Below are 15,841 nucleotides of genomic sequence, written 5' to 3'. Positions count from 1 at the left end.
GGTTGTCCCCAGAAGTAACCGTCCGGCGGCCCGCCTGGTCACCCGTGGCTGCCGAACCGGGCTCCACATGGCCGTACCGCGCGCCCTCGCGGCCCGGTCCCCGCTCCGGCTCCGGCTCCGGCTCCGGCTCCGGCTCCGGCTCCGGCTCCGGCGATCATCCGGTCCAGAACTCCCACCACCGGGTGAGGACCAGCATGCCGACGACGCCGACGTGCAGCAGTGGCAGCACCCAGGTGAACTCCGCGAGGAACCTCCGCACCGGCTCCGGTGCGGGCAGGAACCTCTTCCGTACGACGAACGACGTCACGTACCAGAACACGATGATCGTGGCGACCCAGGCCAGGCAGCACCACAGGCACAGCGCGTTGATCCGGTACAGCGACTGGAACTGGAGCCAGGACACGAACCCGACGCCGAACAGGCAGCCGGCGTCGAAGGTCAGCCAGTACCAGCCCGGGAACACGGCGTCGGCCAGCAGGCTCATGCCGACACAGACGACGATGCCGTAGGCCACCAGTCCCAGCATCGGGTTGGGGAACCCGAACGCCGAGGCCTGGGCGCTCTTCATGACGCTGCCGCAGGAGACGACCGGGTTCAGGCTGCATCCCGGGACGAAGTCCGGGTCCTCCAGCAGTTTGAACTTGTCGAGGGTGATGACCCAGGAGGCCAGCAGTCCGGCCGCGCCGGTGAGGACCAGCAGCAGGGCGAAACCGCGGCCCGCGCCCGCCGTCCTGACCGTCAAGCGCGCAGGCTGCGGGCCGGAAGGACGATGTGCGCCGCCGCGGCGAGGGTCTCGTCCGCGCCGGCGAACGCCGCCAGCGCCTCCGGGGTGACGGGCAGGCCGGGCGCGGCCTGCGGCCAGGGGCGGGTGGTGAACACGAAGTAGGCGTAGCCGCGGGTGGCGACCGCCTCCAGCCACTCCGGCGGCGGGGTGCACTGGGCGTTGAGGTACGGCGGCATCGAGACGACGGCCTGACCGGCCTCGACGAGCAGGCTGACCGGGAGGCTCGGCTTGGCGTTGCCGTCGACCAGGTCTCCGCCGACGGGCAGGCGGTTGCCGTTCAGCAGCTGTGCGACGGCGGCCGCCGAGGCCTCGGGGCCGGCCGGCGCGTCCCCGAGCGAGTAGGCGAGGAGGTAGGGCATGTCGCCACCGTCGGAGGTCTCGCCGCTCCAGGGGAGCACGACGAGGGTGCCGAGGTCGGCGACGCGAAGGGGGCGGGTTTCGCTTGAGGTTGAGGTCACCGCGCGACCCTACCGACGCTCCGGAGGGCCGCCGGGGCCGTTCTCACCCGACCGGGCGACGCTCCGGAGGTGCTCCACACGAACGAGGGACGCAGTGCGGCAACGCGTCTCGAACAGCGCCGGACGTCCGGATCCGTTCGGCGCGGCACCGCCGGCGTCCCTTCGCCGACGCCCGTTCGTCGGCACCCCTGCGCCGGCCCCGGCCGTGGCGCGTCAGCTCTGCAGCGGGAGGCCGCCGAGGAGCCGGTTGTGGGTGTTGAGCGCGGTGGCCGCGCCCTTCACCGTGTGCAGTACGGAGTCCTTGTTCTCGGTGTTGAGCGCGTCCGACTGGTGCTGGAACGGCATCACGTCGTGCAGCTCCAGGGGGTGCCTGGCGAGCGTGTCGACAGCGCCGTTGAGGCTGGAGGGCGTGAGGTCGGCGGAGCTGTGGGCGAACGCGGGCGCGGCGGCACCGGCCATGACAAGGGACCCGGCGACGACAGCGGCGGCCTTCAGCGACTTCATCGTGTTCCTCTCTTCGGCAACTCACGTCGCCTCGTTGATGTCTGACGTCGTGCCTAACGACTCCTGACCGGGGCGGAAACCCCGCGCGCGCAGACTTTCTGCGCCCCGCGCGAAGTCTCCCCGCGCCCGGTGCGAAGCTGCCGCCGCGCGGCGGGCCGCCGCTTCGAACCCGGTCCCCCGTTCGGAGTAACGCCCCCGGAGGGCACCGGGCGGGGACAGGCCTCCCGCACTTCAGGACGGTCACGCTCCGTGTCCGAAAACGCGGAACCGGCCGCCCTCCGTCCCGGAGAGCGGCCGGTCGCGATGGATGCGCCCGACGTCAGTCGTTGAAGCAGAAGCCGCCGAAGGCCGGGTTCAGCAGGCCGACGACGTCGATGGTGTCGCCGCAGAGGTTGACCGGGATGTGCACCGGAACCTCGAGGGCGTTGCCCGACAGCACACCCGGGGAGTTGGCGGCGGCGGCGTGCGCGTCGCTGTCGGCGGCGGCGATGCCGGCGGTCCCGGCGATGGCCGCGACGGCAACGGTGGTCAGGGCCAGGCCCTTCGCGATACGCGACATGGAGAGGTGCTCCTTGGGAGTTGACACAAACGGCCGGACGGGGGTGTCCGGCGCTGTGTCAACGCGCCGGGCGCACACGAGTTGTGCCGCCATTGGGGTGATCCCCAGGGGCGAGGATTCACGATTCCGACACAACTGTCTGCTTTCTACCGATTAGCACGTATAGCAGCTAGAGTTGCGGACCTCTCCGCACTCTTACGGCAGGCGTCCGATTCCGCTGACCCCCCGGTCGACGAACCTCCTCGAAAGGGCAACGCCGGTCATGCGCCATTCCCTGGGTCCGCCGCCGCGCCGCGCGACGGATGCGCGTACTGCTCCGCCCCGCGCACCGAACCCCGATCCGCGCACCCGGCGCGGGCCCGGGTGCGCGAACACGCTCGGTCACGACCGCCGCATGTTCGATCCGGCCCAGGCCGTGCTGCGGGGTGGTGACCAGCTGACTGCCCGGCTCGTTCCCCAGCGGGACGCGGCGTGGACCGGCGCACTCTCGGTCGCCGTCGACGCACAGCGGTGAGACGGCGCGTTCCCGCACGAACCGAGCGCCATCGTGAGCGAGGAAAACCGCGCAATGCACCTGCCAGCAACGGACCCTCGGCCACGGGTCCTCCACCTCACCCAACCCGTGGACGGCGGGGTCGCCCGAGTGGTGTCCGACCTCGTGCGGGCCCAGCTCACGGCCGGTCTGCACCTCACGGTCGCCTGCCCGGACGGCGAACTACCGAGCGCGCTGCGCGCGTCGGGCGCCGATGTACGGCACTGGCGGGCGACCAGGTCGCCCGGTCCGGCCCTCGTGCGCGAGGTGCGGCAGCTCGCCCGGCTGCTCGACGAGGTCCGGCCCGACCTGGTGCACGCGCACAGCGCGAAGGCCGGGCTCGCCGGGCGGATCGCCGTACGGGGGCGGATCCCGACCGTGTTCCAGCCGCACGCCTGGTCGTTCGAGGCGGTCGGCGGTACCGCGGCGGCGCTCGCGCTGAAGTGGGAGCGGTGGGCCGCGCGTTGGGCCTCCCGGGTGGTGTGCGTGAGCGAGGCGGAACGCGTCACCGGCGTGCGCGCCGGTATCGCCGGACGGTGGTCGGTGATCCCCAACGGGATCGACCCGGAGCGCTTCAGCCCGGCCGCGGCGGATCACGGGCGAGCCGTGCCGGAAGCGGCCGTCGGTCCTGGGTCTCCGCTGGTCGTCTGTGTGGGGCGGCTGTGCCGGCAGAAGGGCCAGGACATCCTGCTGGACGCCTGGGACGCCGTCCTGCGGCGGGTGCCGGGCGCCCGGCTGGTGCTGGTCGGCGACGGCCCGGACGGGGACCGGCTGCGCGCCCGCGCACCGCGGTCCGCGCTGTTCGCGGGGGCCGTCGCCGACGCCGTGCCCTGGTACCGGGCCGCCGACCTGGTGGTCCTGCCCTCGCGCTGGGAGGGGATGGCACTGGCCCCGCTGGAGGCGATGGGCTGCGGCCGGCCGGTGGTGGTGACGGACGTGGACGGCGCCCGCGAGAGCCTGCCGCCCGCCCTGGCCGGGCGCTGTCTCGTCCCGCCCGGGGACCCGGAGGCGCTGGCCGCCACCGTGGCCGGGCTGCTGCTCGACCCGCCGCTGCGGGCGTCGCTCGGCCGGCAGGGGCGTCGGCACGTCCTGTCCGCGCACGACGTACGGCGCACGGCCGAGGCCGTCGCGGCCGTCTACGACGACCTGCTCGGCGGCGGTCGGAACCAGGCAACAGGGCGCGTGGTGCCCTCCGAGTGCAGGGAGTCCATCCACTCGTGACTGCGGAAAGTACCGTCCCCTCCCCCGGCGCGCAGCCACGGGACCACGGACCCTCGCCCGTCTCCGTCATGCCCGCGCGCGAGCGCGGCACCGGCTTCCGGTTCCCCGCCCGGCGGCCCCCGGCACGGCCCGCCTCCTCGTTTCCGCTGCTGCTCGCGGACCTCGCCGCGGCCTTCGTCGCCGCTTCGGTGCTCGGCGAGGCCCAGCGCACACCGCTGGTGGTGGCCCTGCTGGTGGGCGCCACCATACTGCTGCGCGCCAGACGCACCGGGCCCGTGCGGGGCGTGCTGGACGAACTGCCCGCCGTCTGCGGGCGGATCGCGGTGGGCTGGCTGGCGCTGGCGGCGCTCGTGGCGGCGTACACGCCGGAGCACGTGCTGTCCGTGCGCACACTCGTCCTCGGCGTCCTGGTCCAGTCGGCGACGGCCTGTCTGGGGCGCGGGATCGCGCACGGCCGGCGGCGCGCCGCGCTGCTGCGGCGCCCGCGCGCCGCTCTGGTCATCGGACCCGCGGCGACCGCGCAGCGGGTGGCCGCGGCCGTGCTGCGCCATCCGCGGTGCGGGGTGCGGCCGGTGGGGATCGTCGCCGAGCGGACCGGGAGGCCCCAGGGGCACCAGGGCCTGCCGGTGCTGACGACCGGTCAGGAGGTGCAGCGGGCGCTGATCCAGAACGGGGTGCGCGAGGTGCTCGCCGTCCATCCCTCGGTGCGCACCGCGCAGGGCCCTCTGCTGCGGGCGCTCGCCGAGTCCGGCTGCACGGTGCGGGAGGTCGACCCGGACTCCCCGTCGTACACGACCCGCGACCAGCTCGCGGGGTACTCCTGCCGGCGGCTGGACATGGGCGGCCGGCGCCGGGGCAGCCTGGGCAAGCGGGCTGTCGACGTGCTGCTGTCCGGGGCCGCGTTGCTGCTGGTCGGCCCGCTGCTGCTGGTGTGCGCGGCGGTCCTGCGGATCACCGAGGGGCCCGGGGTGGTGTTCCGGCAGGAGCGCATCGGCAAGGACGGGCGCCCCTTCACGCTGCTGAAGTTCCGCACCCACCGTCCCGTCGACGAGCACGAGGCGGCCACCCGCTGGAGCGTGGCGGGCGAACCGGAGATGAGCCGGTTCTGCCGCTTCCTGCGCCAGACCTCGCTGGACGAGCTGCCCCAGCTGTTCAACGTGCTGTCCGGCGACATGAGCCTGGTCGGCCCGCGGCCCGAACGCCCTTACTTCGTGGCCCAGTTCAGCCAGCACCACCCCGGCTACGCGGCCCGCCACCGGATGCCGACCGGTATCACCGGACTGGCCCAGGTCAACGGGCTGCGCGGCGACACCTCGATCGAGGACCGGGCCCGCTTCGACAACGCGTACATCGACAACTGGTCGCTGTGGCAGGACATCTGCATCCTGCTGCGCACCGCGGCCGCGCTCGTGCGTCCGACCGGGAGCTGACGACGATGAGCCTCGCCCCGACCCCGGTCCGCTCCCCGCGGCTGTCCCTGTCCCCCGGGACCCTCGGGAAGCTCGCCCCGAAGGTCTCCCCGGTGCTGCCCGTGGTGGCCGTGCTCGCCCTGCTCGCCCTGCCCGTCTCCCCCGGCGGGGAGAGCGGCGCGGGTCCGGCCGACGCGCTGTCCGCGCTGGTGGTCGTGTTCTGCGTGGTGCGTCTCGTACGGCAGCGGAGGCGCCCGCTGTCGCCGGTCGCCGCGGTGGTGCTGGGGCTGCCGGTCGTCGGGCTGGCGGCCGCCGCGCTGGGCGCGTCCTCACCGGGGGCCGCGGTCACCGGCCTGGGCCGCTACCTCCAGGTCTTCGTGCTGGTCCCGGCGGCCGTCGTGCTGCTGATCCGGGGCCGGTCCGACTTCCGGCTGCTGGCCTGGTCGTTCGTGGCGCTCGCCGGGTGGCAGGGGGCGGTCGGCGTGCACCAGTACGTCACCGGGACCGGCGCCTCGTACCAGGGCGAGGAGATCCGCGCGGTCGGCACCTTCGGGCCGCAGGACGTGATGGGCATGGCGACCGTCGTCTCCTTCGGTCTCGTGTGCGCGCTGGGTCTGGCGCTCGGGCGGACGCCACTGCGGCACCGGGTGATCGCCGCGGTCTGCGCGCTGGCGCTGCTGGTGCCGCTCGCGCTGTCCTTCAGCCGCGGGGCGTGGATCGCCACGGCGCTGACCTGCGTCGTACAGCTGCTCCTGGCCGGACTGCGGCGCGCGCTGCGGGTGGGCGCCGCGGTGGCCGCCGCGGCCGTGATCCTGGTGGGCGGCTTCGGGGTCGGCACGGCGATGCTCCAGGAGCGGATCAGCAGCATCACCCGGGTCGCGGACGCGCCCGACCAGTCGGTCACCGACCGGTACGCCCTGTGGGCGGCGGCCACCGGCATGTGGCGGGAGCATCCGCTGACCGGCGTGGGGCTGAAGGGCTTCCCCGACCACCGGGACGCGCACGCCTCGCTGGCACTGTCGTCGGGCAGCGACACGGAGGGCGCGGGCGCCGCGTTCCGCAGGCAGCCGCTGCTGTCCCCGCACAACATGTACCTGCTGGTGCTGGCCGAGCAGGGGCTGATCGGGCTGCTGGCGCTCGCCGGGAGCTGGCTGGCGCTGCTGGTGTGCGGGCTGCGGGGGCGCGCGGCCGGTCCGGGCGCGGACTGCGCGCTGGTCGCCTGCGGGCTGCTGGTGTGGCAGCTCGTCGACTTCCTGTACGCCGACATCGGCGGCCCCTCCACCGTGCTGACCGCGGTCTGCTTCGGGCTGGTGGCCTGGTGGGCGCTGGCCGGGAACGAGCGCGAGCGGCGCCCGGCGCACCCGCCGGTGCTCGCGGGCCGGCCGGCCGAGGAGGCCGGGGCGCGATGACGGTGACACCTTCCAGGCCGCGCCGGGCCGACCGGTCGCGCTGGACCGACCGGTCGACCCGAGCAGGCCGCTCGCGCCGCGGCGACACCGAGGACAGGGACGCCACCGAAGACAGGGGTGCCACAGAGGGCAGGGACGACACCGAGGGCAGGGACGACACCCAGGACAGGGACGACACCGAGGGCAGGGGGGACACGGAGGGCAGGGTGTCCGTACCGGCCGCCCGGTCCGCGCCCGCCGTCCCGCACCGGAGCGACAACGCCTCCGTCACCCGGCGGTTCCTCGCCAGGGCCGCGCTCGTCACGGCGGCGCTGTCCATCGCCGGGTCGCTGCTCGGACTGGTGCGCGACCAGGCGCTGGCCCGGCTGTTCGGGGCGGGCAGCGAGACGGACGCCTTCCTGGTCGCCTGGACCGTGCCGGAGTTCGCGGCCACGCTGCTCATCGAGGACGGGCTGGCGATCGCGCTGATCCCGGCGTTCAGCCTGGCGCTGGCCCGGCGGGCGCAGGGCACACCGGGCGACCCGGTGCGGGCGCTGGTCGCCACCACCCTGCCCCGGCTGGCGCTCGGTTTCGCCGCGGTCTCCGGCCTGCTGATCGCCGCCGCCCCCCGGCTCGTCGAGGCCCTGGCGCCCGGCCTGCCCGATCCCGCGCTCGCCGTCGACTGCACCCGGCTCACCGCGACCTGCGTCCTGAGCTTCGGACTCGCCGGGTACGCCAGCGCGGCGCTGCGGGCGCACCGCCGCTTCCTGGCACCGGCGGCGATCTACGTCGCCTACAACACCGGCATCATCACCGGGATGTTCGTCCTCGGCGGGCGCTGGGGGGTGCGTTCGGCGGCGGCGGGGGTCGCGGTCGGCGGATTCCTGATGGTGCTGACACAACTGCCTTCGCTGATGGGGCAGTTGCGACGCAAGGGCCGAGGCGGGGGTGAGGGGGAAGGGGAGGACGGGGGTGAGGCTCTTCCGGGGCCGGGCGACCGGCCGATGGGCTCCGCCCTGCTCGCCAGCGTCCTGCTCTTCGCCCTGTGCCGTCAGTCGCAGGTCCTCGTCGAGCGCTTTCTCGCCTCCGGTCTCCCGGCCGGTGCCATCTCGCACCTGAACTACGCCCAGAAGGTGGCGCAGATCCCGATGACGCTGTCGCTGATGCTGTGCACGGTCACCTTCCCGGTGGTCGCGCGGGCCCTGGCCGACGGCGACACCGAGCGGGCCCGCGACCGGGTCGAGCGGGACCTGGTGCTGGCCGCGTGCGTGGTGCTGCTGGGCACCGCCACCGTCGTGGCGTGCGCTCCGCAGTTGATCGAACTGCTCTTCCAGCGGGGTGCGTTCACCGCGCCTGACACCTCGGCGACGGCGGCCGTGCTGCGGGTGTACGCGCTCGGGCTGCTCGGCCAGACCCTGGTGGGCGCGCTGGTGCGCTCGTACTTCTCGGCGGGGCGGACCAGTTGGTATCCGCTCGGCGCGATGGCAGCGGGGCTGGCCGCGACCGCCTGGGCCGGCGCGTGGGCGGTGGGCCGCTGGGGGGTCACCGGGATCGCCGCCGCCAACGCGTTCGGCATCACCGTCACGGCCGGGCTGCTGCTGGCCGGCCTGGGTCCGCGCAGTGTCCCGGTGCGCACCCGGCGGGTGCTGTGCGAGCTGGCCAAGCCGGTGCGCGCCGCGGCGGTCGCCACGGCGGCCGGCGTGTTCGCGGCGAGCCGCCCGGCCTCCGCGTCGGCCGGTCTCGCGGCCGGCACGGTGACGGTGGTCTGCGTGTTCGTCCTGGTCGGGCTGGCCCTGGGTGCCCAGGGTTTCGCCCCCGCACTGAGATCCGTATCCTCCGCGACCCGAAGGCTTGCGCATGGCCTCTTCCGTTGACTCCGCCGGCCCGATCGAACCCACCGTCTCCGCCCGGCCCGCCCGGGATGCCGGGCGGACCGGTGCCGCCCCCGTCCCGTTCGTCGCGATGTACCACTCCGTGGGCGACTGCTCCGACGACCCCTACCGCGTCACCGTCACCCCGGACCGGCTGGAGCGGCAGCTGGAGTGGCTCGGCAGGCGTGGCCTGACGGGCGTGTCCATGGCCGCGCTGCTCGCCGCCCGGGGTCGCGGGCAGGGCCGGGGCCTGGTCGGGCTCACCTTCGACGACGGGTACGCCGACTTCGTCGAGCACGCCCTGCCCCGGCTGCGCCGCCGGGGTTTCGGCGCCACCCTCTTCGTACTGCCGGGCCGGCTCGGCGGCGACAACGCCTGGGACCCGCTCGGCCCGCGCAAGCCGCTGCTGACCGCGGACGGCATCGGGCACGCCGCCGCCGAGGGCGTCGAGATCGGCTCGCACGGGCTGACCCACGTCGACCTGACCACGGCGGACGACCTCACCCTGAAGCGCGAGACCGTCGAGAGCAGAGCAGCGCTCACGGAACTGACCGGTGCTCCGGTCGGCGGCTTCTGCTACCCGTACGGCACGGTCGACCGGCGGGCCGTCGACGCCGTACGGGACGCCGGATACGACTACGCCTGCGCGATCGACCCCGGCCCGCTGGGCGGCCGCCTGGCCCTGCCCCGCGTCCACATCGGCCAGAACGACGGCGCCGTACGCCTGTTCCTGAAGCACCGGCTGCACCGGCTGCGCCGCCGACCCGTCGAGGGGCTGTGATGAAGGCCCTGCACATCATCACCGGACTCGGCGTGGGCGGCGCCGAGCAGCAACTGCGGCTGCTGCTGCGCCATCTGCCCGTCGACTGCGACGTCGTGACGCTCACCGACCCCGGCGCGGTCGCCGACGGACTGGTCGCCGACGGGGTGCGCGTCGTCCACCTCGGCATGAGCGGCAACCGCGACCTGGCGGCCGTGCCGCGCCTGGTCCGGCTCGTCCGCAGGGGCCGCTACGACCTCGTCCACACCCACCTCTACCGCGCCTGCCTCTACGGTCGTCTGGCCGCCCGGCTCGCGGGCGTCCGCGCGATCGTCGCCACCGAGCACTCGCTCGGCGACTCCCGGATCGAGGGCCGCAGGCTGACCCCCGGGGTGCGCGCCCTCTACCTCGCCGGGGAGCGGCTGGGCACCACGACCGTCGCCGTCTCCCCCACGGTCGCCGACCGGCTGAAGCACTGGGGCGTGCCCGCCCCGCGCATCGAGGTCGTCCCCAACGGCATCGACCTGGCCCGCTTCCGCTTCGACCCGATCCAGCGGCAGCGCGCCCGGCGGCGCCTCGGCCTGCCCGAAGGCGCCTACGTCGTCGGCGGCATCGGCCGGCTCGTCGCCGGCAAGCGCTTCGACGTCCTGGTCCGGGCGCTCGCCGCGCTCCCCGACGACTGCTGGCTGCTGCTGGTCGGCGGCGGCCCCGAGGAGAGCGTGCTGCGCCGCATCGCGTACGAGGCCCGGGTCGCGGACCGCGTGCTGTTCACCGGCGAACGCCCCTGTGTGCCCGACGGCTCCCCCGGACCCGACCTGCCCTCGCTCACCGCCGCGATGGACCTGCTGGCCTCACCGTCCCCCGAGGAGACCTTCGGACTGGCGGTCGTCGAGGCCCTGGCCTGCGGGCTGCCCGTGCGTTACGCCTCCTGCCCGGCGATCGAGGACCTGCCGCCGCACACCGCGCCCGGCGCCGTGCGTGTGACGGGCGGCCCCGAGGCCTTCGCCGGGGCGATCGTCGAGGCCCGCGCCCGGGGCCCGTACCCGCGCGCCGCCCCCGAAGCCGTCCGCCACTACGGCATCGAGCGCAGTGCCGCCCGGCTGATGGGCGTCTACACGGCGGCCCTCTCCGGCAGGGCCACCGCGCTCCCCCCTCCGCCTCCTCCGCCTCCTCCGCCTTCTCCGTCACCTCAGTCTCCGCAGTCCCCGTCGCCTCAGGAAGCCAGCACCTCATGACCGAGAATCCGACCGGACCACACCGCCCGGCCTCCGCCCACTCCCGCCCCCGGACCCTGGCCGCCTGGACCCTGCTCGCGTCCGGCGTCCTGGCCGGCGGCCTGCTCGGCGGCGCGTACGGCGTCGTCGAACCGCCGTCGTACACGGCCACGGCCTACGTCGTCGCCGTACCGACGGAGAAGTCCGACCCGGCGGCCGCGCTCGGCTTCGCGCAGGCGTACGGACGGGTCGCCACACAGCTCGCGGTGCTCGGGGACGCGCAGGTCAGGGCGGGCGTCTCGGCGAAGGTGCTGCAGGCGAGCGTGCAGACGGCGACCTCGCCGGACGCCCCGATGGTCGCCGTCACGGCCACCTCGTCGCGTCCGGCCCAGGCCGCCGACATGGCCAACGCCGTCGCCTTCGCCCTGACCCGGCACGCCGACGACAGCAAGGACGCCACCCATGTCGAGCTCCAGCAGTTCGCCAAGGCGGTCCGGCCGGGTTCGCCGTCCTCGGCGTCACCCGCGGTGACCGGCCTGGTGGGCGCGAGCGCGGGCGGACTGCTCGGCGGACTGCTGCTGCTGGTGCGCCCCCGGCGGGCCCCCCAGGAACCGCCCCGGTCCGCTTCCGTACCCGGCCCGGCCCTGGCCGCCGACCTGCACGGAAAGCTGTGACCGCACGGACGTGGGTGAAACCCGCGTACACCACCGACCTGGTCACCGACGAGGGCACCTTCGCCGCGCTGGCCCCCGCCTGGGACCGGCTGTACGCGCGGTCCCGGACGGCGACCCCGTTCCAGAGCCATGCCTGGCTGTACTCGTGGTGGCTGTCCTACGGCCGGCCGGGCCGGCTGCGGCTGCTGGTGGTGCGCGACGGCGCCGAACTGGTCGCCGCCGCCCCGCTGACGGCCGTACGCCGTCCGGTGTCCGCGCTGGTGCCGCTCGGCGGGGCGATCTCCGACTACGGGGACGTCCTCGTCGACGACGAGCGCGGGGAGGCGGCCGTGGCCGCGCTCACCGCCGGTCTCACGGCCGCCGCCCGGACCGCGCTGATCGACTTCCGCGAGGTCCGCCCCGGCGGCGCGGTCGAACGGGTCTACGACCGCTGGACCGGGCCCCGCCGCCGGGTGAGCGACTCGCTGTGCCTGGAGCTGCCCGCCGTGCCGATGGAGGAACTGGTGGCCCGGCTGCCGCCGGCGAAGGCCCAGCGGGTGCGGGCCAAGCTGCGCAAGCTGACCGCGCTGGGCGTGCAGCGCCACCTCGTCCGACCGGACGAGGTCGACCCCGCGCTGCGCCGGCTGCTCGAACTGCACCGGCTCCAGTGGCAGGGACGGAAGGTGACGTCCGAACACCTCCAGACGCGCTTCTGCGAGCACCTGGTGCGGTCGGTGGGGCCGATGGTGCGCTCCGGGGACGCGGTGGTCACCGAGTTCCGGCTCGACGACGACGTGGTCGCCGTCGATCTGACCCTGCTGTCGCAACGGCTGGCGGGCGGCTACCTCTACGGCGCCCATCCCCGGCTGCGCGAACGCAAGGCGGACGTGGCGGTGATGCTGCTCGACGCGTGCGCCGAGCACACCCGCGCGGGCGGGCGCGGCACGCTGAGCCTGCTGCGCGGCAACGAACCGTACAAGCACCACTGGCGGCCGGAACCGGTCGTCAACCAGCGGCTGCTGCTGGCCCGGCGGCGTACCGCCCCGTTGCTGTCGGCGGTGGTGTGCGACGTCGCCGCGCGGCGGCGGGGCAAGGAACTGCTGACCCGGCTGAGGGAGCGCGACGGTGACGACAGGTCCTGACCGGGCCTGCCGCCACCCGCGGATACCCGCCCTAGGTGCGCGGCAGCCCGCCGATCCGGGTGCAGATCTTCCCGCCGATCCAGTACTCGATCCAGTCGCCGAGCTCCAGCGGCAGGCAGCCGGCCCCGGGTTCCGGGGCCGGTGGCTCGGCCGCCGGGGCCGTCGGGACGGCCGGCTCCGTGGGAGCGGTCGGGGTGGTCGGAGTCGTCGGCCCGGTCGGGGTGGTCGGGGTGGTCTGTCCGGTGGACGACGCGAGGAGGGCGCGGTAGGTCGCGGACGAGGCGGGGTTGCCCGAGCACTGCCACACGCCGTGCGGGCAGTAGTCGGTCAGCGTGTTGTACACCGGCCGGTGCTCGTCCATCCAGGCGAGCATGCCCCGCACGTACGCGGTGTCGTCCCCGTTGCGGAAGAGACCCCATTCCGGATAGGAGACGGGCTTTCCGTGCGCCTTGGCGAAGTCGACGTGCGCCTGAAGGCCGTAGGGCTCCTTCACCTGCTCCTCGAACGACAGCCCGGACGGCTGGTCGTAGGAGTCCATGCCGACGATGTCGACGGTGTCGTCCCCCGGGTAGCACTGCGTCCAGGGGACGGCGTCCCGGCCCCGGCTCGGCGTGAAGTCGAACCGGAACCTCTGGCCCGGCACCGACCGCATGGTGGTGACGATCCTGTTCCAGTACCGCTTCCAGGCCTCCGGGTCCGGACCGCAGCGATGGGTGTACGTGGTGCCGTTCATCTCCCAGCCGAGCACGATCACCGTGTCCGGCACCTTCAGCGCCACCAGCCGTTCGGCGAGGGCGCGGAAGTGCTGGTCGAACTGTCCGGCGGCGCCCTCGCGCAGCAGCCGCCGCACCTGCTCGTCGGAGACGCCGGCCTCGTTGTGCTCCAGCATGGGGACGTTGAGTACGAAGATCCGGTCGCTCTTCTGTCTGCGCCAGTCGGCCCACGCGCCGAGGTAGCCGACGTCGCCCTCGATGTTGCTCCACCTGTCGCCCGGCAGATAGGTGTGTCCGACCCGCACCTCCGCGCCGCCCAGCCAGTTGCTGAAGTCCGCGATCCGGGCCACGCCGCCGGCCCCGTAGTCCAGGTAGGCGCCGAAGGCGGGGACGTCCTTCCCGGACTTTCGGGCGGCGGACTCCGGCGCCGCGGACTTCGGGGTCGCGGGCTTCGCCGGGGCGGCCGCCGTGGACGGGTGGACCGGATCGGACGCGGCGAACCCCGGACCGGAGGCCAGGGCTGCCGACGCGGCGACCGCGGCCACGACGGCGGCCAGCCGTCGAGACCGGGCGTGCGACTGCTGTGGGGCCATGCCTGCTCCGTTCTTCATGCGCGCACCGACTCCTGACGCTTCCTCTGAAGGCTCCGGTGAGGGCTCCGACGGGGGCTCCGACACTTCAGACAATGACAATCAGACATATGCAGATGAATCCAGCCAGCGCGACAGGGCCTTCGGGTGATCCGCTCCGCCGCGCAGGTGAACCGACCTGAGGGAAGAAGCCCGTGTCACTGCTCGACATCCGCGTCCCCGCCGTGCTGCTGCGGGTCGACCGGAACCCCTTCCACCACGGCACGCTCGGCGCCGTGCGCTCGCTCGGGAGGGCCGGCGTGGAGGTGCACGTGGTCGCCGACTTAGCCGGCAGCCCGGTCCGTAGGTCCCGCTATGTGACCCGGCTGCACCTGCCGCCCCCGCCCCGCGCGTCCACGGCCGAGATCGCCGCGACCCTGCGCCGGGTGGCCGCCCGGATCGCGCGCCCCGCAGTGCTGATCCCGATGGACGACGCGAGCGCCGTCGCGGTGGGACGGCTGCGCGAGGAACTGGCTCCCTCGTACCTGCTGCCGCAGCAGCCCGGCGCGCTGGCCGAACGGGTGGCGGACAAGGCGGAGCTGGCCGCCGTGTGCGCCGCCGTGGACGTGCCGCATCCCGTCACCGTGATCCCGGACAGCGCGGCGCAGGCCGCCGGGGCCGCCTGGCAGCTCGGTCTGCCGGTGGTGGCGAAGTGGAGCCGGCCCTGGCTGCTGCCCGCCGGCCGTGGGCTGCGCAGCACGGTGGTGGTGCGCTCCATGCGGGAGGCCCGCGAACTGTACGCACGCGCCGAGGAGGCGGGCAGCCGTCTGCTCCTCCAGGAGTTCCTGCCGCCGGGCCCGGACCGCGACTGGTTCTTCCACGGGTACGCCGACCGCACCGGTGCCGTCCGGGGCGGCGGCCCCGGCCGCAAACTGCACGCCTGGCCGCGCGGCGCGGGTCTGACGGCGGTCGGCCGGTGGACCCCCGACGCCCAGGTGCGGGCGCTCGCCGAACGGCTCACCGGTGAGCTCGGCTACCGCGGCATCCTCGACCTGGACTTCCGCCGCTGCGGCACGACGGGCCGCTACCACCTGCTCGACTTCAATCCGCGCCCCGGCGCCCAGTTCCGGCTCTTCTGCGACACCGCCGGGCTGGACGTCGTACGCGCCCTGCACCTGGATCTGACCCATCGCCCGCTGCCGGCCGGGGCGCCGCTGCACGGACGGGAGTTCGTGGTGGAGAACTACGCACCGCTGACCGTGCTGCGGCCCGTCCGGGTCCGCCGGGAACTGGCCTGGCACGCCTCGGACGACCGCGGCCCCGGGCGGGCGATGTGGGGACTGTGGTGCCGTCATGTCTCGCACCGGCTGCTGGACCGGCTGCGCGGCGGGCAGGCGCGGCGGGACCCGGAGGTCCGGCCGCGCGTGGTACGCCAGGCGCCCCCGCCCACCGTCCCGTCCCCGGCCGTCCTGCCCGCCCCGCCCTCGACGAACGAGGTGGCCGGGGCGGCCGAAGCAGCCGGTGCGGCCGACGTGGTCGGGCCGGCGGACGACAGGAGGGCGGGCAGCCGCTGAGGCACGAACTGCCGTGCCGCGGCCGGGGCCTGGCGGGTACGGCGCCGACGGGCAAGGGTGCCGGGCGGGAGAGCGACCGGCACCCGGCACGTCACCGCCGGAACCCGGCCCTGCCCCGCCGGAACAGGAAGGCCCCGGCCGCGATCAGCACGGCGCTGATGCCCGAGGCGGCGAGCATCTTCTCGTTACCGGTGTTCGCCATGCTGGGCGGGCCCTCGTGATGGCCGCCGTAGGGCGGGGTCTCCTCACCGCCGTAGGGCGGCGGGGTGGTCTCGTCCCCTCCGTAGGGCGGAGGCGTGGTGTGGTCGCCGTGCGGCGGCGGGGTGGTCTCGTCGCCTCCGTAGGGCGGAGGCGTGGTGTGGTCGCCGTGCGGCGGCGGGGTGGTCTCGTCGCCACCGTAGGGCGGAGGCGTGGTGTGGTCGCCGTGCGGCGGCGGGGTGGTCTCGTCGCCACCGTAGGGCGGAGGCGTGGTGTGGTCGCCGTGCGGCGG

Annotated in this window: 14 protein-coding genes and 1 pseudogene; 9 read left to right on the top strand and 6 right to left on the bottom strand. The window is 74.7% G+C overall.

Translation table 11 applies throughout. The features are described from left to right. Nucleotides 1-154 precede the first annotated feature (154 nt). The 4 genes from ACZ60B_RS35040 to ACZ60B_RS35025 all read right to left on the bottom strand — a co-directional run bounded on the left by ACZ60B_RS35040 (nt 155) and on the right by ACZ60B_RS35025 (nt 2,305). Complete coding sequence (locus tag ACZ60B_RS35040) at nt 155-742, bottom strand: vitamin K epoxide reductase family protein (protein WP_469394346.1); 588 nt, start codon at nt 740-742, stop codon at nt 155-157. Then, nucleotides 739-1,242: a DUF5949 family protein gene (locus tag ACZ60B_RS35035; RefSeq protein WP_469394344.1), complete on the bottom strand. Its 504-nt coding sequence runs from the start codon at nt 1,240-1,242 to the stop codon at nt 739-741. The genes ACZ60B_RS35040 and ACZ60B_RS35035 overlap by 4 nt, the downstream gene beginning before the upstream one ends. 213 nt (nt 1,243-1,455) lie before the next feature. Further along, nucleotides 1,456-1,746: a hypothetical protein gene (locus ACZ60B_RS35030; RefSeq protein ID WP_469394341.1), complete on the bottom strand. Its 291-nt coding sequence runs from the start codon at nt 1,744-1,746 to the stop codon at nt 1,456-1,458. Nucleotides 1,747-2,065: 319 nt separating this feature from the next. Next, the gene (locus ACZ60B_RS35025) at nt 2,066-2,305 is read right to left on the bottom strand and encodes a chaplin (RefSeq protein ID WP_469394339.1); all 240 of its coding nucleotides are present in this window, start codon (nt 2,303-2,305) and stop codon (nt 2,066-2,068) included. Between the two features lie 568 nt (nt 2,306-2,873). Between ACZ60B_RS35025 and ACZ60B_RS35020 the strand changes: the two genes are divergently transcribed. The 8 genes from ACZ60B_RS35020 to ACZ60B_RS34985 are packed head-to-tail and all read left to right on the top strand — an operon-like array spanning nt 2,874 to nt 12,495. After that, nucleotides 2,874-4,058 (top strand): glycosyltransferase, encoded by a 1,185-nt coding sequence (locus tag ACZ60B_RS35020; RefSeq protein WP_469394337.1) that lies wholly within the window; start codon nt 2,874-2,876, stop codon nt 4,056-4,058. Continuing rightward, a complete protein-coding gene (locus ACZ60B_RS35015; protein ID WP_469394335.1) occupies nt 4,055-5,488 on the top strand; it encodes an exopolysaccharide biosynthesis polyprenyl glycosylphosphotransferase in 1,434 nt (477 codons plus the stop codon). Before ACZ60B_RS35020 ends, ACZ60B_RS35015 begins: the two co-directional genes overlap by 4 nt. Before the next feature lie 5 nt (nt 5,489-5,493). Beyond that, complete coding sequence (locus ACZ60B_RS35010; protein ID WP_469394332.1) at nt 5,494-6,876, top strand: O-antigen ligase family protein; 1,383 nt, start codon at nt 5,494-5,496, stop codon at nt 6,874-6,876. Next, nucleotides 6,873-8,729 carry a murein biosynthesis integral membrane protein MurJ gene (gene murJ / locus ACZ60B_RS35005; RefSeq protein ID WP_469394330.1) on the top strand — a complete coding sequence of 619 codons (1,857 nt, stop codon included), beginning with the start codon at nt 6,873-6,875 and terminating at the stop codon, nt 8,727-8,729. Before ACZ60B_RS35010 ends, murJ begins: the two co-directional genes overlap by 4 nt. Continuing rightward, nucleotides 8,713-9,507, top strand: a complete 795-nt coding sequence (locus tag ACZ60B_RS35000; RefSeq protein ID WP_469394328.1) for a polysaccharide deacetylase family protein — start codon at nt 8,713-8,715, stop codon at nt 9,505-9,507. Before murJ ends, ACZ60B_RS35000 begins: the two co-directional genes overlap by 17 nt. Next, nucleotides 9,507-10,721, top strand: a complete 1,215-nt coding sequence (locus tag ACZ60B_RS34995) for a glycosyltransferase (RefSeq protein WP_469394325.1) — start codon at nt 9,507-9,509, stop codon at nt 10,719-10,721. Before ACZ60B_RS35000 ends, ACZ60B_RS34995 begins: the two co-directional genes overlap by 1 nt. Beyond that, nucleotides 10,718-11,374: a YveK family protein gene (locus ACZ60B_RS34990; RefSeq protein WP_469394323.1), complete on the top strand. Its 657-nt coding sequence runs from the start codon at nt 10,718-10,720 to the stop codon at nt 11,372-11,374. Before ACZ60B_RS34995 ends, ACZ60B_RS34990 begins: the two co-directional genes overlap by 4 nt. Further along, nucleotides 11,371-12,495: a GNAT family N-acetyltransferase gene (locus tag ACZ60B_RS34985; protein WP_469394321.1), complete on the top strand. Its 1,125-nt coding sequence runs from the start codon at nt 11,371-11,373 to the stop codon at nt 12,493-12,495. Before ACZ60B_RS34990 ends, ACZ60B_RS34985 begins: the two co-directional genes overlap by 4 nt. 31 nt (nt 12,496-12,526) lie before the next feature. Here the strand turns inward: ACZ60B_RS34985 and ACZ60B_RS34980 are convergent, their stop codons facing one another. Next, on the bottom strand, nt 12,527-13,801 hold the full coding sequence (locus tag ACZ60B_RS34980; protein ID WP_469394408.1) for a glycoside hydrolase family 26 protein: 1,275 nt from the start codon (nt 13,799-13,801) through the stop codon (nt 12,527-12,529). 191 nt (nt 13,802-13,992) lie between these two features. Between ACZ60B_RS34980 and ACZ60B_RS34975 the strand changes: the two genes are divergently transcribed. Further along, nucleotides 13,993-15,351 (top strand): carboxylate--amine ligase, encoded by a 1,359-nt coding sequence (locus ACZ60B_RS34975; RefSeq protein WP_469394319.1) that lies wholly within the window; start codon nt 13,993-13,995, stop codon nt 15,349-15,351. Between the two features lie 91 nt (nt 15,352-15,442). On the opposite strand, the pseudogene ACZ60B_RS34970 reads toward ACZ60B_RS34975, so the two are convergent. Beyond that, nucleotides 15,443-15,841: pseudogene (locus ACZ60B_RS34970) on the bottom strand (chaplin); the annotation flags it as partial.

Source organism: Streptomyces sp. NPDC104096 (genome assembly GCF_055584385.1).
The sequence above is the reverse complement of the archived record's forward strand: the minus strand, read 5'-3'. Positions and strand labels throughout refer to the sequence as shown.

Bases quoted from the DNA above. Each gene is read 5' to 3' on its own strand.
- ACZ60B_RS34980 (WP_469394408.1), bottom strand. From the start codon at position 13,801: ATGGCCCCACAGCAGTCGCACGCCCGGTCTCGACGGCTGGCCGCCGTC.
- ACZ60B_RS35000 (WP_469394328.1), top strand. From the start codon at position 8,713: ATGGCCTCTTCCGTTGACTCCGCCGGCCCGATCGAACCCACCGTCTCC.
- ACZ60B_RS34990 (WP_469394323.1), top strand. From the start codon at position 10,718: ATGACCGAGAATCCGACCGGACCACACCGCCCGGCCTCCGCCCACTCC.
- ACZ60B_RS35025 (WP_469394339.1), bottom strand. From the start codon at position 2,305: ATGTCGCGTATCGCGAAGGGCCTGGCCCTGACCACCGTTGCCGTCGCG.
- murJ (WP_469394330.1), top strand. From the start codon at position 6,873: ATGACGGTGACACCTTCCAGGCCGCGCCGGGCCGACCGGTCGCGCTGG.
- ACZ60B_RS34995 (WP_469394325.1), top strand. From the start codon at position 9,507: ATGAAGGCCCTGCACATCATCACCGGACTCGGCGTGGGCGGCGCCGAG.
- ACZ60B_RS35030 (WP_469394341.1), bottom strand. From the start codon at position 1,746: ATGAAGTCGCTGAAGGCCGCCGCTGTCGTCGCCGGGTCCCTTGTCATG.
- ACZ60B_RS35020 (WP_469394337.1), top strand. From the start codon at position 2,874: ATGCACCTGCCAGCAACGGACCCTCGGCCACGGGTCCTCCACCTCACC.
- ACZ60B_RS35010 (WP_469394332.1), top strand. From the start codon at position 5,494: ATGAGCCTCGCCCCGACCCCGGTCCGCTCCCCGCGGCTGTCCCTGTCC.